This window comes from Blastococcus sp. SYSU D00695, assembly GCF_054050555.1.
This window is the reverse complement of the sequence record NZ_JBJGZP010000007.1, coordinates 107,207-122,835: the sequence shown is the minus strand read 5'-3', so window position 1 is coordinate 122,835 and position 15,629 is coordinate 107,207. Positions and strand designations below refer to the sequence as shown.

The 15,629-nt window shown below is 78.1% G+C and carries 18 protein-coding genes; 8 read left to right on the top strand and 10 right to left on the bottom strand.

Features of this window, described 5'->3' with window-relative positions:
- Positions 1–90: 90 nt before the first annotated feature.
- Positions 91–1,131, top strand: a complete 1,041-nt coding sequence (locus tag ACI781_RS07115) for a GGDEF domain-containing protein (RefSeq protein WP_456565378.1) — start codon at positions 91–93, stop codon at positions 1,129–1,131.
- An 8-nt stretch (positions 1,132–1,139) separates the two neighbouring features.
- Here ACI781_RS07115 and ACI781_RS07110 read toward each other — a convergent pair whose 3' ends face one another.
- The 3 genes from ACI781_RS07110 to ACI781_RS07100 all read right to left on the bottom strand — a co-directional run bounded on the left by ACI781_RS07110 (position 1,140) and on the right by ACI781_RS07100 (position 3,193).
- Positions 1,140–2,249 (bottom strand): NAD(P)/FAD-dependent oxidoreductase, encoded by a 1,110-nt coding sequence (locus tag ACI781_RS07110; RefSeq protein ID WP_456565377.1) that lies wholly within the window; start codon positions 2,247–2,249, stop codon positions 1,140–1,142.
- 69 nt (positions 2,250–2,318) lie between these two features.
- The gene (locus tag ACI781_RS07105) at positions 2,319–2,888 is read right to left on the bottom strand and encodes an LOG family protein (protein ID WP_456565376.1); all 570 of its coding nucleotides are present in this window, start codon (positions 2,886–2,888) and stop codon (positions 2,319–2,321) included.
- Positions 2,889–2,890: 2 nt separating this feature from the next.
- On the bottom strand, positions 2,891–3,193 hold the full coding sequence (locus ACI781_RS07100) for a hypothetical protein (RefSeq protein WP_456565375.1): 303 nt from the start codon (positions 3,191–3,193) through the stop codon (positions 2,891–2,893).
- Positions 3,194–3,235: 42 nt separating this feature from the next.
- On the opposite strand from ACI781_RS07100, the gene ACI781_RS07095 reads away from it, so the two are divergent.
- Entirely contained in the window at positions 3,236–3,700 is a 465-nt protein-coding gene (locus ACI781_RS07095) for an NUDIX domain-containing protein (RefSeq protein ID WP_456565374.1), read from the top strand.
- An 11-nt stretch (positions 3,701–3,711) separates the two neighbouring features.
- On the opposite strand, the gene ACI781_RS07090 is transcribed toward ACI781_RS07095, so the two are convergent.
- The gene (locus ACI781_RS07090; protein ID WP_456565373.1) at positions 3,712–4,524 is read right to left on the bottom strand and encodes an endonuclease/exonuclease/phosphatase family protein; all 813 of its coding nucleotides are present in this window, start codon (positions 4,522–4,524) and stop codon (positions 3,712–3,714) included.
- 74 nt (positions 4,525–4,598) lie between these two features.
- Between ACI781_RS07090 and ACI781_RS07085 the strand changes: the two genes are divergently transcribed.
- The 4 genes from ACI781_RS07085 to ACI781_RS07070 all read left to right on the top strand — a co-directional run bounded on the left by ACI781_RS07085 (position 4,599) and on the right by ACI781_RS07070 (position 7,613).
- Positions 4,599–5,555, top strand: a complete 957-nt coding sequence (locus tag ACI781_RS07085) for a hypothetical protein (protein ID WP_456565372.1) — start codon at positions 4,599–4,601, stop codon at positions 5,553–5,555.
- Positions 5,556–5,604: 49 nt separating this feature from the next.
- Positions 5,605–6,492: a 1,4-dihydroxy-2-naphthoyl-CoA synthase gene (locus tag ACI781_RS07080; protein WP_456565371.1), complete on the top strand. Its 888-nt coding sequence runs from the start codon at positions 5,605–5,607 to the stop codon at positions 6,490–6,492.
- An 85-nt stretch (positions 6,493–6,577) separates the two neighbouring features.
- Positions 6,578–6,907, top strand: coding sequence for a hypothetical protein (locus tag ACI781_RS07075; RefSeq protein ID WP_456565370.1), 330 nt, complete (start codon positions 6,578–6,580; stop codon positions 6,905–6,907).
- Between the two features lie 106 nt (positions 6,908–7,013).
- Complete coding sequence (locus ACI781_RS07070) at positions 7,014–7,613, top strand: TetR-like C-terminal domain-containing protein (protein WP_456565369.1); 600 nt, start codon at positions 7,014–7,016, stop codon at positions 7,611–7,613.
- 40 nt (positions 7,614–7,653) lie between these two features.
- Here the strand turns inward: ACI781_RS07070 and ACI781_RS07065 are convergent, their stop codons facing one another.
- Both ACI781_RS07065 and ACI781_RS07060 read right to left on the bottom strand, forming a co-directional pair.
- Positions 7,654–8,316 (bottom strand): TetR/AcrR family transcriptional regulator, encoded by a 663-nt coding sequence (locus tag ACI781_RS07065; RefSeq protein ID WP_456565368.1) that lies wholly within the window; start codon positions 8,314–8,316, stop codon positions 7,654–7,656.
- A gap of 38 nt (positions 8,317–8,354) precedes the next feature.
- Positions 8,355–8,822 (bottom strand): DUF5946 family protein, encoded by a 468-nt coding sequence (locus ACI781_RS07060; protein WP_456565367.1) that lies wholly within the window; start codon positions 8,820–8,822, stop codon positions 8,355–8,357.
- 171 nt (positions 8,823–8,993) lie between these two features.
- Between ACI781_RS07060 and ACI781_RS07055 the strand changes: the two genes are divergently transcribed.
- Together ACI781_RS07055 and ACI781_RS07050 are read left to right on the top strand one after the other, a co-directional pair.
- Positions 8,994–10,109, top strand: coding sequence for an NDMA-dependent alcohol dehydrogenase (locus tag ACI781_RS07055; protein ID WP_456565366.1), 1,116 nt, complete (start codon positions 8,994–8,996; stop codon positions 10,107–10,109).
- 135 nt (positions 10,110–10,244) lie between these two features.
- Positions 10,245–10,910: an HAD family hydrolase gene (locus ACI781_RS07050; protein WP_456565365.1), complete on the top strand. Its 666-nt coding sequence runs from the start codon at positions 10,245–10,247 to the stop codon at positions 10,908–10,910.
- Between the two features lie 4 nt (positions 10,911–10,914).
- Here ACI781_RS07050 and ACI781_RS07045 read toward each other — a convergent pair whose 3' ends face one another.
- From ACI781_RS07045 to ACI781_RS07030, 4 genes are read right to left on the bottom strand one after another with little or no spacing between them, the layout of a single operon-like run.
- Complete coding sequence (locus ACI781_RS07045; protein WP_456565364.1) at positions 10,915–11,886, bottom strand: glucosyl-3-phosphoglycerate synthase; 972 nt, start codon at positions 11,884–11,886, stop codon at positions 10,915–10,917.
- 53 nt (positions 11,887–11,939) lie between these two features.
- On the bottom strand, positions 11,940–14,096 hold the full coding sequence (locus ACI781_RS07040) for a phage holin family protein (protein WP_456565363.1): 2,157 nt from the start codon (positions 14,094–14,096) through the stop codon (positions 11,940–11,942).
- Entirely contained in the window at positions 14,093–14,809 is a 717-nt protein-coding gene (locus ACI781_RS07035; RefSeq protein ID WP_456565362.1) for a DedA family protein, read from the bottom strand. The genes ACI781_RS07040 and ACI781_RS07035 overlap by 4 nt, the downstream gene beginning before the upstream one ends.
- A complete protein-coding gene (locus ACI781_RS07030) occupies positions 14,806–15,612 on the bottom strand; it encodes an MBL fold metallo-hydrolase (RefSeq protein ID WP_456565361.1) in 807 nt (268 codons plus the stop codon). Before ACI781_RS07030 ends, ACI781_RS07035 begins: the two co-directional genes overlap by 4 nt.
- Positions 15,613–15,629 lie beyond the last annotated feature (17 nt).

Genomic DNA, 15,629 nt, shown 5'->3' with positions numbered 1-15,629 from the left:
CCCGGAACACATCCGGACGCGGTCGCGCGCCTCACCCACAGGGGTGACGCGGCCCTCGTGGCGGAACTGCGCGGTGCCGATCGGAGGGGGGTGAGGTTGCCGACCACCTTCCGGGCCCGGGACGCACGGGGCACCGCGCGATCCGCGGTCCTGATCGTGTGCGTCTGCGCGGTGGTCCTCGTGGTCTTCACCGCCTTCGGACCCCACTCCGCGGACGCGACCTCGCGCGCGACCTCCTGGGCGGGCGCGGCCGTGCTCGTGGCCGTCGCCGTGTTGGCCCGGCTGGCCCAGCCGGAGACGCTGGACCGCGCCGGGGCCTTCCCGCTGATCGGGGTCGCCGGGGCCCTGCTGGTCTGCGTCATGAACGTGCTCACCCGCGACCCGTCGGCGGCGGCGCAGGCCTTCCTGGCCTTCCCGGTGCTGTGGGCCGCGACGCACCTGCGGCGGGGCGCGGTCGCCGTCGTCACCGGCGCGGCCGTCGTGGGCGACACCGTCAGTCTGCTGCACCTGTTGCCGGCGCCCGAGGCCCTCGTCGACGTCGCCTTCTTCGGTGCCGTGCTCGTGGTCACCGCGACGATGCTCGACCGGGCCGCCGCCGTGCAGGACCGGCTGGTCCGCCGGCTCGAGGAGCAGGCCACGGTCGACTCCCTCACCGGGCTGCTCAACCGGCGCGTGTTCGAGGCGGCCCTCGAGCGCGCCCTGGAGCCCCGGCCGCACCACGAGGGCACCGCCCTGGTCCTGGTCGACGTCGACTCGTTCAAGCAGATCAACGACCGCCACGGGCACCCCGTCGGCGACGACGCCCTCGTGCACCTCGCGGCGCTGCTGCGCCGGCACGTCCGCGCCGGTGACGCCGTCCTCAGCCGCCTCGGCGGGGACGAGCTGGCCGTCCTGCTCCCCGGCTGCGCGCCGGAGACCGCCGTCCGCCGGGCCGAGGCGCTCCTGCACGCGGTCCGGTCGACCCCGCTCGCGCTGCCCGGCGGGGGCCTGCTCGCCCTGTCGGTCAGCGTCGGCGTCGCGCACGCCCCGGGCTCGGCCGGCGGTGCCCGCGGCCTGTACGCGGCGGCCGACGACGCCCTCTACCGCGCCAAGCGGGCCGGCCGGGACCGCCTCGAGGTCGCGCCCTCCTGAGCCGGCGCTCAGCGCAGGTGGCGCACCGCCGCGGCCAGCGTGCGAGAGCCCAGCCGGCCGTCGGCCAGGCCGAGCGCCACCACCTCGTCGAAGACCCGCCCGTCCGCGGCGGCCCCGCGGACCGCGGCGTCCATCAGCCGGGGCCACCGGGACAGCTGCGACGCCGCCGCCGTCGACCGCAGGTGCGCGCCCAGCCGCGCCCGCAGCGCCCGCCGGTACAGCGCCCCGGCCCGCGCCCCCGCGGTCGCCGCCGTGCCGGCCAGCGCCCCGGACAGCACCGCGTAGAAGATGCCCTCGCCGGTGAGCGGGTTGACCAGCGACGCCGCGTCGCCGGCCAGCAGCACCCGGCCGTCGGGCTGCCGCGGCCGGCCGGTCGACAGCGGCAGCCGGTGCGCCCGCAACCCGTCCGGCTCGACCCCGGGCAGCAGCCGCCGCAGCCCCGCGACCAGCGCCGACCGGTCGGCGCCGCCGGACACCAGCTCGCCGTAGCCGACGTTGGCCCGGCCGTTCCCCAGCGGGAACGACCAGGCGTAGGCCGGCCAGCGCTGCTCGGTCGTCACCAGCAGCTGGGTGCCCGGGCGCAGCGGCGGCTCGGCGGCGTAGCCGCGGATGGCGACGGCGAGGCGGTCGTCGCGGTTGCGGGGGACGCCGAGCGCCCGGCGGACGACGGACTCCGCGCCGTCGGCCCCGACGACCGCGCCGGCGCGCAGCACGCCGTCCACCACCACCCCGTCGCCGTCGACCTCCAGGGCGCGGACCCGGTGCCGGCGGAAGGCGGCGCCGGCGGCACGGGCGGCGTCCAGGACCCGCGCGTCGAGCACCGCGCGCGGGACGACGTGCGAGGGGCGGGCGGTGTCGCGTTCCACGACGGCGCCGCGCGGCGCGCGCAGCGACAGCCGCGGCACGGCCGGGTACCCGGCGACCAGCGCGGCCGGGTCGGCGCCCAGCACGGCCAGCACGTCGAGCGCCTCGGCGGCCACGCCGTCGCCGCACACCTTGTCCCGCGGGAACCCGGCGCGGTCGAGCAGCAGCACCGAGGCCCCGGCCCGGCGCGCCGCCAGGGCCGCCGCCGAGCCCGCGGGACCGGCGCCCACGACGACGACGTCCCAGCGCTCCACCGCACGGACGCTAGGCGCTCGCCGGCGCCGTCACACCCGCGGCGAGCGGGTCACGGCAGGTCGGGGCGGTCAGGGCGGGGTCGGCGTCCACTTCCGCGGCGGGTGCTCGTAGCCCTCGACGAAGGCCAGCAGCCCCGCGGCGTCGGTCACCACCCCGAGCGCGTCGAGCCGGCGGCGGTCGAGGTAGCCGTCGTCGGCCATCCGGCGCAGCTGGGCCAGCAGGGGCTGCCAGAACCCGTCGACGTCGACCAGCACCGTGGGCTTGGCGTGCAGGCCGAGCATCCCCCACGTCCACGCCTCGAACAGCTCCTCGAGCGTGCCCGCGGCCCCGGGCAGGGCGACGAACGCGTCCGCGAGCTCGGCCATCCGCGCCTTGCGCTCGTGCATGGAGGAGACGACCTCCAGCCGGGGCAGCCCGGGGTGGGCGAGCTCGTCGTCCACCAGGTGCTGCGGGATCACCCCGACGACCTCGCCGCCGGCGCCCAGCGCCGCCTCGGCGACGACGCCCATCAGCCCCACGTGCCCGCCGCCGTAGACGATGCCGACCCCCGCGCGGGCCAGGTCGCCGGCGAGCGCGGCCGCCGCCGCGCGGTGGGACTCCGGCCCGCTCTGCGAGCCGGTGAAGACCGCGACCCGCATGCTCAGCGGGCCAGCACGTCGTCGACGAAGCCGTTGACCTGCTCGGTGATGCAGCGCGGGAACGTCGCGAACACCGCCGCCCGCTCCGGGGACGCGGTGTAGACCGCCTCGGCCGCGGTGAACGCCGCCTCGTCGCCCTCGTGGGCGGTCGCCCAGGTGAAGGTGTCCAGCGCGTGGTCGGCGTAGGCGAACCGGACGGTGAACCCGTACTGCTCGCGGACGGGCAGCACGGTGGGGAACCAGGCGAGGAACTCGGCCATCCGCCCCGGCTCGATGCGGTAGCGGCGCAGCTGCACGGTGCTCACCGCGGCGATCCTGCCAGCGCGGGTCTGGGGTTCACTGGGCACGTGGTGTTCTCCCCGACCGACGCCTGGACGACCTGCGCGCTGGGCCACCGCCACTGGGGGCGGGCCGGCGCGGCGGGACTGCTGGTGCACCGCGCCGGCGGCGACGGCCCCGAGCTGCTGCTGCAGCACCGCGCCGAGTGGTCCCACCACGGCGGCACCTGGGGGACCCCCGGCGGAGCGCTGCACCGCGACGAGGAGCCCGAGCACGGCGCCCTGCGCGAGGTGCGCGAGGAGCTCGGCCTGACCGGGGACGACGTCGTCCTCGGCATCCGCTCGGTCGACGACCACGGCGGCTGGGCCTACACCACCGTCCTGGCGACGCCGGCCCGCCCGATCGAGCCCGCGGCCCTGCGCCTGGACGGGGAGAGCACCGCCGTCGGCTGGATCCCGCTGAGCGGCCTGGACCGGGTGCCGCTGCACCCCGGGCTGGCCGCCTCGCTGCCGCGCCTGCTGCCGCTGCTCTGAGGGGGCGCGCCCTACCCGGGGTCCCCGCCGCGCACCGGGGCGACGAGGGCCCGGTGGTCGCCGACGGCCAGCGCGGCCGCCGTGCCCGGGCCGGCCGCGGCCACGCCCAGCCCGACGAGGTGGTCCAGCTGCACGCGCGGGGCCGGGCCCGGGAAGGTGTGCGCTCGCACGAGCGCGACCCCGCCGAGCAGCCGCGCCGGCAGGCCCCCGGGCAGGTTGAGGTCGCCGGCGACCACGACCGGCCCGGGCAGCGTGGCCGCCCAGCGGCGCAGCGCCCGCAGCTGGCGCACCGCCGTCGGCGGCGCGAAGGACAGGTGCGTGCCGACGACGGTCAGGCCCGGCAGGTGGGCGGCCAGCGCGACGCGGGGCTCGTCGGGCACCCACCACCAGCGCGGCCGGCCGGTCCGCGGGTCGGGGGCGCGCACGGGCAGCCGGGCCCGCCCGCCGCCCAGCGGCAGCACCGACCAGGCGTGCACCGGGCAGCGGCTGACCAGCGCGATGCCGTACCGCGGCCCGGGCACCGGCTGGCCCGGACCGCGCGGCACCGGCGGTGCCTCCGCGGTCCAGGTGCGCACCGGGCCGGGGGTGCCCGCCAGGGTGGCCGCCGCCCGCCAGTGCGCCGCGCCGAGCGCCGCGGCCACGACCGCGGGCTGGTCGTCCCGGCCCGACCGCGGCTGCCCGGCGTCGGTCTCCTGGACGGCGAGGACGTCGACGTCGAGACCGGCCAGCGCCGCGGCGAGCCGTTCCGCCGGCAGGACCGCGCCGGCCGGCCCGCGACCGGAGGCGAGGTTGAGGGTGCCGACGCGCAGCACCGGGGCGGTCACCCGGCGGACGCTACGCGCCGGCCATCCCGTGACGGTGAGGTGTGACACGGTCACTGCCGGGTAGGGCGGCTCCCGTGACCTCGTCCGCCCTCGCGCCCGGAGCCGTCCGGCGCCACAGCCCGCGGTCCCGTCCGGCCCGGCGCGGCAGCCGGCACGCGGCGGCCGCCGACGCCGCCCACGCGACCGAGCGCCGCACCTGGCGGGTGCTGATGACGGCGGCGGTCGCCGGGCTGGTGGCGGCCCCGGTGCTGGCCCTGACCTCGGGCCCGACCGCGGCGGGGGCCCCCGCGGCCGGCGACCCCGGCGGCGGCGTCGACGTCACCGGCCCCGGGCAGTTCGGCCGCCTCTCCCCGGAGTTCGGCGCGCCCGGGCTGGAGGAGTGGCCGTTCACCACGAGCAGCAGCGGATTGACGCCGGCGCACGTGTCGGGCATCGGGGTGGCTGGCGCCCGCGGGCAGGGCTCCCTCGCCGGGCTGCCCCTCGCCGCCGCGCCCGGCGGGGTGCCGGCCGCCGGGGCGCCGGCCGGCGGGGTCGCGGCCGGTGGTGGCGCGGGGGTCCCGGTCCCGGGTGCCGCCGCGCCCGGGGTCCCCCTGCCCGTCGTCCCCGCGCCCGGAGCGGCCGCGCCCGGGGTCCCCGCGCCCGGAGGCGCCGCGCCGGCGCCGTCCCTGCCCGGCGCGGGATCGGGCCCGGCTCCCGGTGGCGGCCCGGCTCCCGGTGGCGGCGCGGGCACCCCGTCGGCGCCGCGGCCCCCGGCGCCCGCCCCGCCGGACGTGCCCTCCGTCGTCGAGCAGACGGTCGGCGGCGTGACGGAGAGCGCCGGCGAGGTGGTCGGTGGTGTGACCGGCGGGGTGGGCTCCGTCGTCGGCGGCGTGACGCAGGGCGCCGGTGAGGTGGTCGGTGGCGTGACCGGTGGCGATCCGGTCGGTGGGCTCACCCAGGGGGCCGGCGAGGTGCTCGGTGGCGTGACCGGCGGGGCCGGCTCGGTCGTCGGCGGGGTGACCGGCGGCGTCGGCAGCCTGCTCGGCGGGTGAGCCCGGACCGGCCGGCCCGCGGTCCGGCGCCGGCACTACCGTGCGGGACATGAGCGCTCGCGACGACGTCTCGGAGATCTTCGACGCGGCCGCGTGGCGCCCGGTCGAGGGCTTCGACCTGACCGACATCACCTACCACCGCGCCGTGGACGCCGGCGTCGTCCGCATCGCCTTCGACCGGCCCGAGGTGCGCAACGCGTTCCGGCCGCAGACGGTCGACGAGCTCATCGCCGTCCTCGAGCACGCCCGGCTGTCCACCGACGTCGGCTGCGTCCTGCTCACCGGCAACGGCCCCAGCCCCAAGGACGGCGGCTGGGCGTTCTGCTCGGGCGGGGACCAGCGGGTCCGCGGCCGGTACGGCTACGAGCACGCCGCCGGGTCCAGCGGCCGGTTGCACGTGCTGGAGGCGCAGCGGCTGATCCGCTTCATGCCGAAGGTCGTCGTCTGCGTCGTCCCCGGGTGGGCGGCCGGCGGCGGGCACAGCCTGCACGTCGTCAGCGACCTGACCCTGGCCAGCGCCGAGCACGCCCGGTTCAAGCAGACCGACGCCGACGTCGGCAGCTTCGACGGCGGCTTCGGCTCGGCCTACCTGGCCCGGCAGGTGGGGCAGAAGTTCGCCCGCGAGGTCTTCTTCCTCGGCGACGAGTACAGCGCCGCCGACGCCCACGCCATGGGCATGGTCAACCGGGTCGTGCCGCACGCCGAGCTCGAGGCGACCGCGCTGGACTGGGGGCGGCGCATCGTCGCCAAGAGCCCCACCGCCCAGCGGATGCTCAAGTACTCGTTCAACCTGATCGACGACGGTCTGGTCGGTCAGCAGTTGTTCGCCGGGGAGACCACCCGGCTGGCCTACATGGCCGAGGAGGCCGTCGAGGGCCGGGACGCGTTCCTGGAGAAGCGCGACCCCGACTTCTCGCCGTTCCCCTGGCACGTGTAGGACCCCCGTGCCCCCCACCGCTCGCGAGCTCGCGGCGAGCCCCTGCAGGGGAGCCGGCGGGGCACACGGAGCTACGCACTGACACATGGAGGAGGTCGCCGTGATCGTCGAGGTGGTGGGTGGCGCCGAGGAGCGCCCGGAGGTCCGCGTGGTGGACGTCGAGGACCTGAGCCGGCTGGTGCTCGCCCTCGGGCAGGTCACCGACGCCGAGGCCGACGAGGTCCTGCGCGCCGCGGGGCTGGGCCGGCTGGCCGACGGTGGATCCGCCCTGCTGGACGCGGCGGCGGTGCGGGCCGCGGCCGGGCCGGGGGACGGCGACCGGGACCGCCGCTGGGCGGAGCTGGCCGCCTCCCTGGACGACGGCTCGGCCGGGGGACTGCTACGCGTGGAGGTCCAGAGCGCCGCCGGGGCGTGACGACCGACACATACGCGTTCCGGTCCTGGCCGTCTCACGTGCTTGTGGCCGGTCCGGGCAACCGACAGGATGTCGCGGTGCGCACGACCACGGACGGGAGCGCGGTGTGAGCGGGACGCCCGGCAGACCCCTCAGCGCCGAGCTGTCCGAGCAGTTGCTCTCGGTGGCGGTCGACATCCTCGCCGAGGAGGGCTGGGGCCGGCTCAACAGCGACCGCGTCGCCGCCCGCGCCCATGCCGGCAAGGCCGGCATCTACCGGCGCTGGCCGACCATGTCCGCGCTGGCCCGGCACGCGGTGAGCCGCTTCCAGGTGGTGGACCGGCCCGCGGACACCGGCTCGCTGCAGGGTGACGTCGCCTCGCTGGTCGACCGGTGGCGCCGGCCGCTCACCCGCGAGGAGTGCGCGGTGGCCAGCCTGGTGGGCGCGGCCCGCCACGACGAGGAGCTGCGCGCCGGCCTGGACGCCGCCCTGGTCCGCCCGCTCGCCGCGGCCGTCGCCGTCATCGGGGAGCGCGCCGCCGCCCGCGGCGAGGCCGTGCCCGAGGCCCGGCTGGCGCTGCTGCGCTCGGTGCTCGAGGCGTTCCTGTGGCAGCGGTTCACCGGCGGCGGGGACGGCGCGATCCCGACCGAGCGGCTCGAGCGGCTGGTGGGCGACGTGCTGGTGCCGCTGGTCGAGACCCAGGACCGGGAGGTCGTGCTGCGCTGACCGGGCGGCCGGCCGGGTCGGCTCGCCGGTCCCCCCGCGCTCACCGGCGGGCCAGCGTCCCGACGCCGTCCAGCGTGGACTGCAGCGCGGAGAGGACCCGGTCGGTGAGCTCGACGGCCTCGCGGGCCCGGTCGGGCACCTGCTCGGCCGCCGGGATCGGCTCGCGGAACTCGTCGGCCACGGTGCGCACCGTCGCGATCCAGGTGGCGGCGACCAGCGCGGCGGCCCGGCGCAGCTCGTCCGGGTCGCGGTCCAGCAGGTCGGCCCACGCCTCGGCGAGGGCGGCCTGCAGCCGGCGGCGGGACAGCTCGCCGAGCTCCCGCTCGCGCGTGCGCAGCGCCGGCGTCGCCGAGACGGCCGCGACCATCGCCCGGTGCCCGGGGTCGGCCAGCCCCTCCAGGTAGGCGCCGACGGACGCGACCATCGCCCGGCGCAGCGCGTCGGTGGGGGAGACGGCCGGGTCGCGCAGGCGCACGGCCTCGGCCGGCGCGTCCACCCAGGGGGTGCGGTCGGCGAAGAAGAGCTCTTCCTTGGTCGGGAAGTGGTTGAACACCGTCTGGACGGCGACGTCGGCGGTGGCCGCGACGTCGGCGACCGTCACCGCGTCGAAGCCGCGCTCGTCGAACAGCCGCTGGGCGGTCGAGAGCACGAGTGCCCGGGTGGCGGCCTTCTTGCGCGCTCGCCGGTCGGTTCCCTCACTCATCGCCGCCACGGTATCAACGGTGTGTCACCGGATCGGGTTCACCCGCGGGTGGCGCGGCTCCAGTCCTCGGCCACGGTCCGCCCCCAGGCGTCCACGAGCGCCTCCACGCCGGCGACGTCCAGGCCGGCGGTGTCGAGGTCGGCGGCGGTCATCTGCCACGCCCGCGGCCGCTGCGGTGCCGGATCGGGGTTGGGGTCGTCACCCAGGCGCCGCACGAGCGTGTCGAGCGCCGCGTGCACGCCGCCCGGGTCGTCCGGGTCGGGGTGCTGGGCGGCGTAGACGGTGTCGGCCAGCCGGGCGGTGTCGGCGGCGCGCGGGTCGGTGGCCGCGCGCTGCCGCACCTCGTGCGTGGCCTGCTCGAACAGCCGGCGGCAGGCCGCGGCCGCCCCCGCCGGCCCGGACCCGCCCGGGACGGGGGCGAGCACCGCGCCGCAGCCGGGGCAGGCGGCCGGCTCGTGGTCGACGGCGGGAGGGGCCGGGGGCGTGCTGCGCTCGGGTGCGGACACGACCCCGATCGTCCTCCCGCGCGGTGGGTCCCGCCCGGTGCGCGCGGCCGTCCCCGCCGGGTGGGCGGCTCCCGGCGGACCCGGTGACCGCCCGGCGCCGGGCCTCGGGGAAGCTGGTCGCCGGTGTGGCATCCGGTGCCGCGCCACGGATCGAGAGGAGCCGGTACCCCGGTGAGGACCACAGGAGCGGTGCTGTTCGAGCCCGGGACCGAGTACCAGGTCGTCGACCTGGAGGTCGTCGACCCGGGGCCGGGCGAGGTCCTCGTCGAGATGGCCTACGCCGGCCTGTGCCACTCCGACGAGCACATGCGGCACGCCAACCCCGGCGGCCGGTACCCGATCGTCGGCGGCCACGAGGGCGCCGGCGTCGTCCGCGCGGTCGGCCCCGGCGTCACCAAGGTGGCCCCCGGCGACCACGTCGTCACCAGCTTCCTGCCCGCCTGCGGGCACTGCCGCTTCTGCGCCACCGGGCGGTCGAGCATCTGCGACGCCGGCGCCACGATCGCCACCGGTCAGCTGCCCACCGGCACCTTCCCGTTCCGGCTCGACGACGGCAGCGAGCTGGGCGGCTTCTGCATGATCGGGGCCTTCGCCCGGCACACCGTGCTGCACGAGTTCTCCTGCGTGCGCATCGACCCGCACGTGCCGCTGGACACCGCGGCGCTGCTGGCCTGCAGCGTGCCGACCGGCTGGGGCTCGTCGGTGTACGCCGGCGGCGTGCGTCCCGGCGACACCGTCGTCGTCGTCGGCCTCGGCGGGGTCGGCGTGAACGCCGTGCAGGGCGCCGCGCACGCCGGCGCACTGCACGTCATCGGCGTCGACCCGGTCGAGATGAAGCGCTCCTTCGCCGAGACCGTCGGCGCCACGCACACCGTCGCCGACGCCGGGGAGGCCGCGTCGCTGGCCCGCGAGCTGTCCCGCGGCACGGGCGCCGACGTCGTCGTCGTCACCGTCGGGAAGATGTCCGCCGAGATCCACGCGGGCGCGGCCCGGTGCGTCGGCAAGGGCGGCACGCTCGTGCTCACCGCGCTCGCCGACCGTCCCGCCGACGGCATGGTGACGCTCAACGGCCAGGTGACGACGGCGTTCCAGCAGCGGGTGCAGGGGACGCTGTTCGGCAACTGCAACCCCTTCGTCGACATCCCGCGGCTGCTGCGCCTGCACGAGGAGGGCCGGCTGGAGCTCGACCGGCTGGTCACCCGCCGCTACGGGCTGGACGAGCTCACCCAGGGCTACCGCGACCAGGCGGCCGGCGAGACGGTGCGCGGCCTGCTCGTCCACGGCTGAGGCCCCGCCGCTCGTCGTCCGCTCGCCCGTGTCGAGGCATGGGAAGCCATCCCCACGTCGCCGGCGCCATGACGTGGGGATCGCTTCCCATGCCTCGGCGGTTGCGGGGGTGGGGACGTGGGCAGTGCTGGGCCCATGTCCTCGTCCGCGATCGCCGTCCTCGACGTCGACGGCACCCTGGTCGACACCAACTACCAGCACGCGCTGGCCTGGTACCGGGCGTTCCGCTCGCTCGGTGAGACCTTCCCCATCTGGCGGATCCACCGGCTGATCGGCATGGGCGGGGACCAGCTGGTCGCGGCGATCGGCGGGGACGAGCTGGAGGAGCGGATCGGGGAGAAGGCCCGGGAGCGCTGGGTCGAGGAGGCCGACCCGCTGATGGCGGAGGTCGCCGTCCTCCCCGGCGCGCGCGACCTGCTCCTGGCGCTGAAGGAGCGCGGACACCGGGTGGTGCTGGCCAGCTCCGGCAAGCCGCACCACGTGGACCTCGCGCTGGACCTGCTCGGTGCGCGCGACGTCGCCGACGCGTGGACGACCAGCGACGACGTCGAGCGGACCAAGCCCGCCCCGGAGCTGCTGCAGGTCGCGCTGCGTACGCTCGGCGCGCCCGAGGACGCCCCCAGCGTGCTGGTCGGCGACTCGGTGTGGGACGTCAAGGCCGCCGACCACGCCGGCATGCCCGCGCTGGTGGTGCGCTCGGGCGGCTTCGGGGACGACGAGCTGAACGACGCCGGCGCCGTGGCGATCTTCGACACCCCCGGCGACCTCGCGGCCAACCTGCAGGAGACCCCGCTGGCGTGAGCCGCTACCCCGAGGCGGCCTGCCGGGCGCGGTACTCGGCGAGCGTCGCCATCGGCGGCCGGGCGTCGACGCTGACGTCACTGGTGACGGGCACGAAGCCCTGCGCGTCGCGGGCGAACCGGGTGAGCAGGCCGCTGGCGCCGCGCGTGGTGCCGGCCCGGGCCAGCACGGCGGAGACGACCTGCCCGGCCATCCGGCTCAGCGCGTCCTGCGGCTGCGAGGTGTGCCGCCGCTCGCCGAGGTCGACCTGCGCGAGGCCGCCGAGCCCGACCAGCGCGAGGACGTCCAGCAGCAGCCCGACCTCCACGCCGTAGCCGGCGGAGAACGGCACCCGCTCGAGCACCTCCCGGCGGCCGGCGTACTCGCCGGCCAGCGGCTGGACGACGCCGGCGAGCTCGGGCCACCAGGCGTTGAGCAGCGGCCGCGCGGTCAGCTCGGTCACCCGGCCGCCGCCCGCCGGGCTGGTCACGCCGTCGACGCTCAGCGGGCGGGTGTAGCACCCCTTGACGAAGCCGACGGCGGGGTCGGTGAGCAGCGGCCCGAGCAGCGCGGGCACGTAGTGGGTGACGTCGCCGAGCAGGTCGGAGTCGTGGAAGACGACCAGGTCACCGGTGGTGGCGGCCAGCGACTTCCACAGCGCCTCGCCCTTGCCGGGGCGCGTGCCGTGCCCGGGCAGGACGTCGGCGGTGGCGACGACGTCGGCGCCGGCGGCGCGGGCGGCCGCGGCGGTGCCGTCGGTGGAGTCGGAGTCGACGACGAGCAGCTCGTCGACCAGCGGCACCCGGCGCATCCAGTGCTCGGCGATGTCGGCGACGAGCCGGCCCACGGTGGCCTCCTCGTCGCGGGCGGGGAGGACGACGCTGACCCGGTGCCCGCCGCGGCGCTTGGCCCGCAGCAGCGCCGCGGCGTCGATCTCGGCCAGGGAGGCGGCCGACGTCGTCCGCTGCTCGAACCAGGCGCGCGCGTCGGGTCTCATGCGCCCACTGTCGGCGTCCCCGGAGCCGGGCCGCCAGGGTGCTCGGCGGTTGTTCACGGAGTGGTCACCGGGGTCGCGCCCCGCGCCCGCGCGGTGCGGCTGTCCGGGCCGACGGCGGCGCCCTCGCCGGTCGGCTCCGGGTGGCCGAGGTCGGTCAGCCAGCCGCGGAACACCCGGTGCAGGTGCTCGGCGCCCACCACCTCGCCGGGGTCGGCGAACTCCCGCGGGTACACCAGGAAGCCGCGCTGCTGCGGGCCGCCCAGCCCGCCGTGGGAGCCGACGTGCGGCTCGAAGGGCGAGGCCTCGTCGGTGACCGGGTCCCAGGCGCTGTTGACGACGACGTCGGGGCAGTGCGGGAACCCCGAGACGCGGGCGACGAGCGCGGGTGCGTGCTCGCCGTAGGGGGCGAGCGGGTCGGCGCCGGTGACCTCGCCGGTGGCCAGCCGGTGCGACCCCCCGCGGCCCAGCACCACGGGCCCGTGCTCGGCCGAGTGCACCAGCACGAACCCGATGCCCGGGTGGTCGGCCAGCCCGGGCAGCAGCGCCGGCCAGCGCCGCTCGACCTCCTCCCGCGGCACCCGTCCGGGCAGGTCGGCGAGGGAGATCGACGCGGTGTGCCCGGAGACGGTGACGACCACCCCGGGGGCCACGCGCGGCACGGCGGCCTGCCGCTCCGACCGCACCCGGCGGTGGTGCGCGTCCGCGCCGTCCTGCACCCGGGCGTGCAGCCGGCGGGCGACCGGGCCGGTGCCCTCGCCGAGCACCGCGCCGAGCTGCCACCCGCCGTCGGCGGCGCCCCGGCTGCTGCGCGGGCCGCTGCACACCGTCCGCGGGTCGGGGTCGGCGCCGCACAGCCGCCCGACCAGCGCCTCGACGGTCTCGCCGAAGCGGCTCTCGAACGCCTCGCCCTGGGTGAGCCCGTGGTCGGACAGGCACACCAGGTGGTAGCGCCGGGGGGCGAGCGCGGCGGCGCGGTGCAGCCGGCCGATCTGCTGGTCGACGGTGCGCAGCACGGCCAGCGTGTCGGCGCGCTCCAGCCCGGCGTGGTGCCCGGCCTCGTCGTAGCCCAGGAAGTCGGCGTAGGCGACGGGGCGGCCGGCCAGCATGTCCTCCAGCAGCGCGAAGACGACGACGTCGCGGCTGATCACCGTCGTCCCCGGCCGGATGAGCGGCCACAGCCCGCCCCGGGAGACCCGCGGCCGGACGTCGTCGCGGCGCTCGCGGGCGGCGGCGACCAGCTCGCGGCCGATGTCGACGGCCGACACCGCCAGCGTGCGCAGCGCGTTCACCGGGTCGGCGAAGTAGGCGTAGTAGCCGGAGCCGACCCGCTCCCGCTGCCGGGCGCGGCGGCTGCCGGGGGGCACCACGTGCGCCAGCGAGCTCATGGTGAGGCTGACGTGCGGGGCGTCGCCGGTGAACAGGTTGCCGCGGCCGGCGCCGTCGCCGGCGAGCAGCCCGCGCCCGTCGGAGAGCCGGGCCTCCACCATCGCGGCGTCCTCGGGATGGGCGACGCGGACCAGCCGGCCGCGGTCCTTCTCGTACCAGCGGAAGCCGAACACGTCGTGGTTGCTGCCGAACAGGATGCCGCTGACCTCGGCCCCGGTCTGCGAGCTCCAGTCGGTGTGCCAGGAGGTCATCGCGTGGCTGCCCCGGCGCAGCAGGGCCGCGACGTTGGGCATCGACCCGTCGCGGACCGCGCGGCGGGCGGTCTCGTGCGCCAGGGCGTCGATCTGCAGGAACACCACGCCCGGCGGCTGGTCGGCGGCGGCTCCGGCCCGGCGCGCGCGCCGGCGGGCGCGGCGGAAGAACAGCTCGTCCTCGTCGAGTGCGAGCAGGCCGCTGACCAGCCCGGAGACGGCGGCCATGGTCACCGCGACGACCACGCCGGTGCGCACGTCCGCGACCACGACCCCGGGGACGAGGAAGGACAGCCCGAGCACCGCAAGCCCCAGCAGCAGGAAGCTGCCCAGCCCCAGCGTCAGGAAGGCCAGCGGCAGCGCCACCCGCATGACCAGCGGCCAGACCACCGCGGTGAGCAGGCCCAGCAGCAGCGCCATCAGCGGCGGCTGCCACCAGGAGCCCAGGTCGAGGCCGGCCAGCCAGCCGTCGAGCACCCGCAGGGCGACGGTGGCCAGCAGCCAGGTGACCAGCACGCGGGCGGGGGTGCGGCCCCGCTGCAGGACCCGGCCGTGCTCGGCGGACCGGGTCATGCCGGCCCGGTGCGGTCGGGGGCGGGCCCGCACGGCGCGGCCGGCGCGGCGGGCCCCGCGACCCCCGGCGCCCCGGGCCCGGCGACGCTCGGCGCGCCGACCGGCCCGGGCCGCGCGGGTGCGCGGCGCGCGGCGCGGCGCCGGGCCGCGCCGGCCAGGTTGAGCACCGCGCCCACGAGCAGGACGAGCAGCGTGGCCAGCAGCGTGGCCAGCAGGGGGGAGTCGAAGACGCCGCCGCTGACCACGCCGAGCAGTGCGTACGCCACCGCCCACAGCGCCGAGGCCAGCAGCGCGGCGGGCAGCAGCCGCCGCCACGGGTAGGCGAGCGCGCCGGCGGCCAGCAGCACGGGGATGCGCCCGGCCGGCAGCAGCCGCCCGATCACGATGATCTGCCAGCCGTGCCGCCGGAACTGCTCGCGGACCTCCTCGATCCGGTCGGCGTGCTGGCCGCGCGCCACCCAGCGCACCGCGGCGGGACCGCCGGACCGGCAGACGGCGAAGGTGATCACGTCGCCGGTCCAGGCGCCGAGGGTGGCCACCACGAGCACGAGGGCGAGGTCGAGGCCCTCGGCGGTCGTCGCGAACGCGGCGGCCGCCCCGACCACGGCACCGGTGGGCACCACGGGCACGACCGAGCCGAGCAGCACGCCGCCGAACACGACGGGGTACCCCAGCGACGAGCCGTCGGTCCAGCCCGCCGCGAGCGCACTCATGCCGCGTCCGCCGCGGGCAGCAGCACCGGTGACGCCGGCGCGGTGACGGCCACGCGCGCGTCCAGCCCGCGGGCGGCGACCGCCGCCGCGAACGCGTGCGGCGGCTCGGCGAGCAGCCGCCGCATCCGGCCGCGCACCGGGGGGACGACGGTGCTGCCGGGGAGGGCGAGCGTGCCCCAGTGCACCGGGACGGCGACCCGCGGCCGCACCCGGGCCACCGCCTCGGCCGCCCGCAGCGGGTCCAGGTGCCCGGGGCCGAGCGTCGGGCCCCAGCCCCACACCGGCAGCAGGGCGACGTCCACCCCGCGCTCGCCGAGGGCGTGCATGCCGGGGAACAGGTCGGTGTCGCCGCTGGCGTAGACGGTGCGGCCGGCGCCCTCCAGCAGGTGCCCGACGGCGGGGGCGTCGGGCCCGTGGGTCAGGCGCGGGCCCCAGCGGTGCGCGCTGTGCTCGGCCTCGACGGCGGTGACGCGCAGCTCGCCGTCGGTCAGCGACTCACCGGGCGCCAGCTCGTCGACCCGGGCGAACCCGCGGGAGCGCAGCCACGCCCCGGCGCCGCGCGGCACGACGATGCGCACCCGGGGGCCGAGCAGCCGCAGGGAGCGCAGGTGCAGGTGGTCGCCGTGCTGGTGGCTGAGCAGCACGAGGTCGACGCCGGACCAGGTGGCCGGGTCGGGCAGCGGCGCCAGGCGACGCAGCAGGCCGACCCGGCGGGTGAGCACCGGGTCGGTGAGGACCACCCGGCCGGCCAGCTCGACGCGCACCGTCGAGTGGCCCAGGAAGTGCAGCGCCGGGTCGTCCACGCGGCCCAGTGTCCTCC

Bases quoted from the DNA above. Each gene is read 5' to 3' on its own strand.
- ACI781_RS07105 (WP_456565376.1), bottom strand. From the start codon at position 2,888: ATGCGGGTCGCGGTCTTCACCGGCTCGCAGAGCGGGCCGGAGTCCCAC.
- ACI781_RS07075 (WP_456565370.1), top strand. From the start codon at position 6,578: ATGGAGGAGGTCGCCGTGATCGTCGAGGTGGTGGGTGGCGCCGAGGAG.
- ACI781_RS07065 (WP_456565368.1), bottom strand. From the start codon at position 8,316: ATGAGTGAGGGAACCGACCGGCGAGCGCGCAAGAAGGCCGCCACCCGG.
- ACI781_RS07045 (WP_456565364.1), bottom strand. From the start codon at position 11,886: ATGAGACCCGACGCGCGCGCCTGGTTCGAGCAGCGGACGACGTCGGCC.
- ACI781_RS07035 (WP_456565362.1), bottom strand. From the start codon at position 14,809: ATGAGTGCGCTCGCGGCGGGCTGGACCGACGGCTCGTCGCTGGGGTAC.
- ACI781_RS07080 (WP_456565371.1), top strand. From the start codon at position 5,605: ATGAGCGCTCGCGACGACGTCTCGGAGATCTTCGACGCGGCCGCGTGG.
- ACI781_RS07040 (WP_456565363.1), bottom strand. From the start codon at position 14,096: ATGACCCGGTCCGCCGAGCACGGCCGGGTCCTGCAGCGGGGCCGCACC.
- ACI781_RS07050 (WP_456565365.1), top strand. From the start codon at position 10,245: ATGTCCTCGTCCGCGATCGCCGTCCTCGACGTCGACGGCACCCTGGTC.